The organism is Cyanobacteria bacterium GSL.Bin1, from assembly GCA_009909085.1.
Lineage (GTDB): Bacteria > Cyanobacteriota > Cyanobacteriia > Cyanobacteriales > Rubidibacteraceae > Halothece.
Genome location: JAAANX010000083.1, coordinates 99,435 through 106,363, shown reverse-complemented (window position 1 = coordinate 106,363; position 6,929 = coordinate 99,435). Strand labels below are relative to the sequence as shown.

Sequence of the window (6,929 nt, the reverse complement as noted above, 5' to 3'; positions counted from 1 at the left end):
AAACTCAGGAATTTTAATTAAGGAAGTGGGGTTGGGCGTCCGCCTCACTATAAAACGCGAAGGTCGAAAGACTGGAGAAGCCCGCGCTTTATCCGCAGGATAAGCGTCGGGAGTACGTCACTCATTCAGAATGATCATGGCAGACAAGTTTACGGTATGAGGGTTTCAAGAGATGTAGAGGGGAGTAAATCAGAAAAAATTTATAAAAAGTGATCGCGCTCCTAAGATTCTTCAAATCCCATCACTCCGTTGCCAGGGGGTCGGATCAAAAATTCCCTCTATCTCCTCTAAAATGGCTAAAAGCCTTGTACAGTAAAGTTGTTGGCTTCATTGATTAAGCAACTCAATTTTAAAATGATCGAACGGTGCGTGTTACAGCTAGTTCTGGATCAAAGAAGTTATTGCTGGCTGGTTGCAATTAAATTTAATGCCAATTTGGCAACATGACCCAATCCATCTCACTTAAAATTTACAGAATGTCTAATTTTACACATATCTAGGGCAGATCAAGCTTTCAGCGTTTTTGTCCTCTAGTTAGAGCCATGACTATTTCTCGTTTTGAGACTAACGATGTAGAAAAAACTGAAAACATCAATAACGGCATTTCCACCCAACTTTATTCATCAACCAACGGTAATCTTCCTGAGGCAGAAAAAGAGTTCGTTCCCGAACAGCTAATTGTTAAGCTCAGACCAGGAGCTGAGCCATCTGAGGTGAAAAATCTTCAAGATAAGCTCAATGCCTCAATGATCAACTCAACCCAAACCCTCGGGATTGAGCTCTGGGAAATTCAAGGCATTAGTGTGCCAGAAGCGATCACTACCTACGGCAGAGATCCAGCAGTTGAATATATAGAACCTAACACTACTGTCTTTACTACCCAAACTATCCCCAACGATCCCAGTTTTGACCAACTTTGGGGACTAAACAATACCGGACAAACAGGAGGGATTCCTGATGCTGACATCGATGCTCCAGAAGCCTGGGAGATTCAAACGGGAAACGATGTAGTAATTGGGGTGATCGATACAGGAGTGGACTACACTCACCCAGACCTCCAAAACAATATGTGGACTAATCCAGGAGAAATTCCTGACAATGGGCTCGACGATGATGGCAATGGCTTCGTCGATGATTTCTACGGCTATGACTTTGTTAATAATGATGGAGACCCATTTGATGATAATGACCACGGGACCCATGTCTCAGGGACAATTGCCGCTGAAGGTAATAACGACATTGGGGTAACCGGTGTCAACTGGGATGCCCAGATCATGAGCATCAAGTTCCTGGATGAATTCGGTAGCGGCACTACCTTTAATGCGATTCAGGCAGTGGAATACTCCACAATGATGGGGGTTGACTTAACCAACAATAGCTGGGGAGGCGGAGGGTTTTCCCAGGGGTTATCTGATGCGATCGCTGCTGCTGGCGATGCAGGACAGTTGTTCATTGCCGCAGCGGGGAATGGTTCATCAGATACAGACCTCTTTCCCTTTTATCCTGCGAGCTATGACTTAGACAACATTATTTCCGTGGCAGCTACAACTGATGCCGATCAATTAGCGGGATTTTCTAATTTTGGGGCTACCTCTGTAGATTTAGGAGCACCAGGGCAGGGAATTCTTAGTACCGTTCCTGGAAACAATTATGCTGTTTTTGATGGTACTTCTATGGCTGCGCCGCACGTATCGGGAGTTGCTGGTCTACTTTTATCTGAGTTTCCTGGCTTGAGCGCACAAGAGGTCAAGGAGCGAATTTTAGAAACCACTGATCTAATTCCCGCACTAGAAGGGATAACTGTGTCTCAAGGACGGCTCAATGCTTTCAATGCTCTCTTTGCTCCCAATGCAGGGGGAATTGAAGGGAGTAAGTGGAATGACTTAGATCAAGATGGAATTCAGGATGGGGATGAACCGGTTCTAGAAGACTGGACGATTTATCTTGACCAGAACCAAAACGGCGAACTTGACGAAGACGAAGCATTTACGGTTACTGACGCTGAAGGGAATTATGCTTTTAACTTCTTAGAAGCAGGAACTTATACTGTGGCTGAAGTAGTCAAACCTGGCTGGCTGCCAACTTTTCCTGAATCTGGCTCTCAAACAGTAACCTTCGGAGAAGGGGAGATTGTTACTGGGATTGACTTTGGCAACTACTTAGCTAATCCGGCTGAAGTTTCTGGTGTTAAGTGGAACGATCTAAACGAAGATGGTGTTAAAGATGAAGATGAGCCAAGCTTAGAAGGCTGGACAATTTATCTGGATCAGAATAATAACGGTCAATTAGACGAAGGCGAATTATCTACCGCTACTGATCCCAACGGCGAGTACCTTTTTACTAATTTAGAACCCAGTATCTACACTATAGCTGAGGAACTAAAACCTGGATGGGAGCAAACTTTTCCTGAACTGGGATTGATCGAAGAACTGTACCAAGCAGACTTTAGTGATGCCAACGGCGATCCCAGTCTCGACGGATTTACAATTGACAACACGGGTGCGCCAGTAGAGGGATTGTGGCACTTATCTATTGGTCGTGGCGAACAACCAGGTCACTCGGCCGATGATAGTATGTACTTTGGTCAAGGGGAAGGACCCGATGGCGGCGGTAACTACGATGTCGGTTACACCGCTGGCCGGATTACCTCTCCAGAAATTGATTTAACCGCTGTCAGCGGTGCCGAGCTTTCATTTAATTACTTCCTAGAAGCTGAAGGCGGTCCTCCTTGGGACGAAGCCCAGGTGCTAATTTCTCAGGATGGGGGAGCATTCCAGCAAATTGCTTCCAAAAATAATGGCGATCTCGTCAACGGCACACCTGAGTGGACAAACGCAACCTTTGACCTGACTCCCTACGTCGGCAGTACCATCCAAGTACAATTTGACTTTGATACTTTAGATGACATAGCAAATGACTTTGAAGGCTGGTATGTAGACGATGTCACAGTGAATAGCATAGGGACGGGTGCTCATGTCGTGGATCTTGCTCCTGGAGATGCAGTTACTGACCTTAACTTTGGTAACTTTGAATTAGAACCAGGATCAATTTCTGGCAGTAAGTGGAACGATCTAGACGGTGATGGCGAAAGGGGTGAAGGTGAACCAGGTCTGGAAGGCTGGACGATCTACCTCGACCAGAACCAAAATGGCGAACTCGACGAGGAGGATATTTCTACTGTTACTGATGCTAATGGGGACTACTCCTTTACCGAGCTACCAGTGGATACTTATACTGTAGCTGAGGTGCTGCAAGAAGGTTGGCAACAAACTTTTCCTGGTGGAGGCACTGGAACTGGCGCATTGGTGTTCCAGGATTCCTTGCCATGGGATAGTGATGCTCTACAGCAAGTGCTAGAAAACAACGACCTTGAAACAGAAGTTGTTAACTCTTCCGAGATGGACAATATTGATTTGTCTTCCTACGAAGTAGTGTTCATCTCGAACGATCAACCTCAAAGCTTCTACAACAACTACGTCGCTAATGCCTCAAATTTCGCCGATTACGTCAGTAGTGGTGGAACTCTATGGTTTGGCGCCGCTTCCTTGGGTTTTAACGGTGGAGACTTCGGTGGCGGTCAATTGCCAAATGGTGTAACGGTGAGCAACTTTTTTGAGGACTTTAACGATGTAGTTGCTCCAACTAATCCTTTGATGACTGGTGTGCCCGATCCCTTCTTTGGCACCGCTGCCAGCCATGCTGCCTTTGAAAATCTACCAGAAGATACAGAGATTATCGCCCAGGGACAAAACAGTAATTTGCCAACACTGCTTGAGTACGAGTATGGTGCTGGTCAAGTATTAGCCTTTGGTCAGACGTTAGAGTACGGATTTGCCAACGAACAAGATGCTGGGCTTATCTTAGAAAACAGCGTGCCCTATGCTTTTGAAATTGCTGGCGGCACCTATACGGTGGAACTCGAACCTGGGGAAGCTGTCACCGATATTGATTTTGGTAACCAAGAAATATTACCAGGAGAGATTCAAGGGAGCAAGTGGAACGACCTCAATGGTAACGGTGAGCGAGATGAAGACGAACCTGGACTTGAAGGTTGGACGATCTACATTGATGAAAACCAGAACGGAGAACTCGACGAGGGGGAAGTTTCTACCATTACTGATGCCAACGGTGATTACACCTTCATAGGCATTGAACCCGGCACCTATACAGTCACCGAAATCGTACAGGAGGACTGGCAACCCACTTTTCCAGTTACCTTTGAATACGAATCTACTGACAGCAACGACCCAGAGGGTCCGATCTTTGATTGGGTAGACATTTCAGATGTAGGAACAGAGCTGAATCTCTTTGACGACGATTTTGCTACACTCGATTTACCCTTTACTTTCCCCTTCTTCGAGCAAGAGCAAAACACCGTTAATATTTCTTCTAATGGCTATCTTGCGTTTGATTCCGAAGCTTTTGATTACACCAACGATCCAATTCCCGATCCACAGCAGCCCAATAACTTGGTCGCTCCTTTCTGGGACGATCTCAATCCCGCTCAGGGAGGTTCGATTTATTACTACTACGACGAAGCCGAAGAACAATTTATCGTTCAGTATCAAGACATTCCACGTTATTTCGATGAAGGCTCACTTACTTTTGAGGTGATTCTGGAGCCGGATGGCAGTATCCTTTATCAATACGAGGAAATGAACGGTACTCTAGATAGTGCCACCATTGGAGTTGAAAATGTCAATGGCACAGATGGTTTACAGGTAGCCTTTAACGAAAGCTACGTTGAAGATGACTTAGCGGTTAGTATCGAACCTGTTCCTGGCAGTCTCCAACCTTACACTGTAGTTGTCGGTTCTGGTGAAATTGTTACTGGTATTGACTTTGGTAACTTCAATCCCTCTCCCGAACCTGAACCGCCAGTATTTGGCACTCCTGGGGATGATGAAATTAATCTATTTGATGGTGGTGTTGTTGTCTTTGCTGGTGATGGTAACGATATCGTAGATGCTTCTCAAAGCTCTGGTAATAACCAACTCTTTGGTGGCAAAGGGGACGATGAATTGTTTGCTAGTAACAATGACCGATTGTTTGGAGAAGCTGGGAACGATATCCTGAATGCTATATCTGGCACAGGAAATAATCGGCTATTTGGCGGTAAGGGAAACGACGTTCTATTTGCTGGTGCCAGCGATCGTTTATTTGGTGGTGACGGCAACGATCAGTTATTTGCTGGAGAAGGTGATAGTCTTCTGAGTGGTGGTCAAGGAGCCGATCAGTTTTGGATTGCTAATGCTGATTTACCAAGCAGTACCAATACAATTACTAATTTTGAATTGGATGTTGATGTCTTGGGGATTGGTGGTCTGGGACTAGATTTTGATGACCTTTCTCTCATTCAACAAGGAGACGATGCCTTGATTGCTGCTTTAGATACAAACCTAGCGATCCTGACAGGAATTCAGGCAAGTGACCTCGACAGTGATAACTTTGTTTTGACCTAGAACTCACCTTAACTTGCTTCACTTGACTAAAAGATAAGATATATAAATTATTGTTTTCAACTATCAGCGAGTTTTCCTATGAAACAACATCCTTTCACTCTTTCTGATCAAGAACTGAAGACGAATGGCATCGATCCCCTTACACGCACGACAGAAGCCTTGAATGAAATAGGCAGGAGTGATGTAGAGGTAACTACTCTGGCAATCGGAGAAGAAGGAGGGGACATGCCCCTAGAACTAATTGAGGTTCCCCGCTCTCCCGGCGGGAGTGGTGAAGAGCTGACCACTCTGGCAATCGGAGAAGAAGGAGGGGACATGCCCCTAGAACTAATTGAAGTTCCCCGCTCTCCCGGCGGGAGTGGTGAAGAGCTGACCACTCTGGCAATCGGGGAAGAAGGAGGCGACTTTTCCGGAGAGATTGCTCCTTTAGGCGGACAAGGCAGTGACAACCACCCATTTTTCCATAATCCGGTAATTGATTAACAAGGATTGCCAAAAGTAAGAAAATTCCAGTCTGGTATGCAAGTTTTAATTTTAGGTAATTCTAGAGATCTTCACGCAGCCCACCTGCAAGCTGCTCTTACCCAGGCTGGATGTCTTGCTGATTACCTTGACACTTCTTTGTTCCCCACTCAAATTCGTTTGTCATGGCAAGCTGATACTAGCCAGGGTTATATCAGCTTACCGGATGGTCGTCGCTTAGATTGCCAGGAGATACATAGTGTCTTTTGGCGGAACTTTGAGCGTGTTGGTATTCCTAGTCTCAAAGATCATTATCAACAGACTCTTGCTTTCAATGATGCCATGAGCGCTTTGAGAACCTTTATGCAAGGGACTAATATTCATTGGATCAATTCATGGCGTGCCTATCAATTCCATAAGGAAAAGCCTCTACAACTTCGCAAAGTACGGGAAATTGGCGGTGAGATTCCTGCTACTCTGATTGGCAACGATCCAGAAGCCGTCATCAAATTCGCTGCCTCTTATGAAAAAGTGATCTTTAAGCCAGTTTATGGCGGCGCTCAAGCAAGACTGTTAGAAAAAGAGCATTTACAACCTGAACGCTTGGATTGGGTCTTGAAAATTTCGCCGATTACACTACAAGAGTATATTCCGGGTACCAATATTCGTTCCTATGTCATTGGACAGTCTGTTTACTCGGCAGAAATCCGCACTCAGTCGTTAGATTTTCGTGAAGATCCTCAAGCTCAATTAATTCCTCATCAATTACCTGATGTCATACAATCTCATTGTTCCCAAATTGCCCGCGCACTCTGGTTAGAGTGGACAGCAATTGATTGGCGTTTGACACCGGAAGGAAAATACATTTTTCTAGAAGCTAATCCCAGCCCAATGTTTATCCATTTTGAGCGGCAAACAAATTGGCCGATTACTAAAGAGCTAGTGAGTTTATTAATGGGTAGTGCTCAAGATGTAATGATAGAAGGGCAGAAATGATTGCCGGTG

The 6,929-nt window shown here is 45.3% G+C and carries 3 protein-coding genes; all 3 read left to right on the top strand.

Annotated elements, in window-relative coordinates; all coding sequences use genetic code 11:
- Positions 1-542: 542 nt before the first annotated feature.
- The 3 genes from GVY04_10735 (at position 543) to GVY04_10725 (ending at position 6,920) form a co-directional block, all read left to right on the top strand.
- A complete protein-coding gene (locus GVY04_10735; protein NBD16586.1) occupies positions 543-5,462 on the top strand; it encodes a S8 family serine peptidase in 4,920 nt (1,639 codons plus the stop codon).
- Between the two features lie 78 nt (positions 5,463-5,540).
- Positions 5,541-5,945, top strand: a complete 405-nt coding sequence (locus tag GVY04_10730; GenBank protein ID NBD16585.1) for a hypothetical protein — start codon at positions 5,541-5,543, stop codon at positions 5,943-5,945.
- Positions 5,946-5,981: 36 nt separating this feature from the next.
- Positions 5,982-6,920 carry a hypothetical protein gene (locus GVY04_10725; protein NBD16584.1) on the top strand — a complete coding sequence of 313 codons (939 nt, stop codon included), beginning with the start codon at positions 5,982-5,984 and terminating at the stop codon, positions 6,918-6,920.
- The last annotated feature ends 9 nt before the right edge of the window (positions 6,921-6,929 follow it).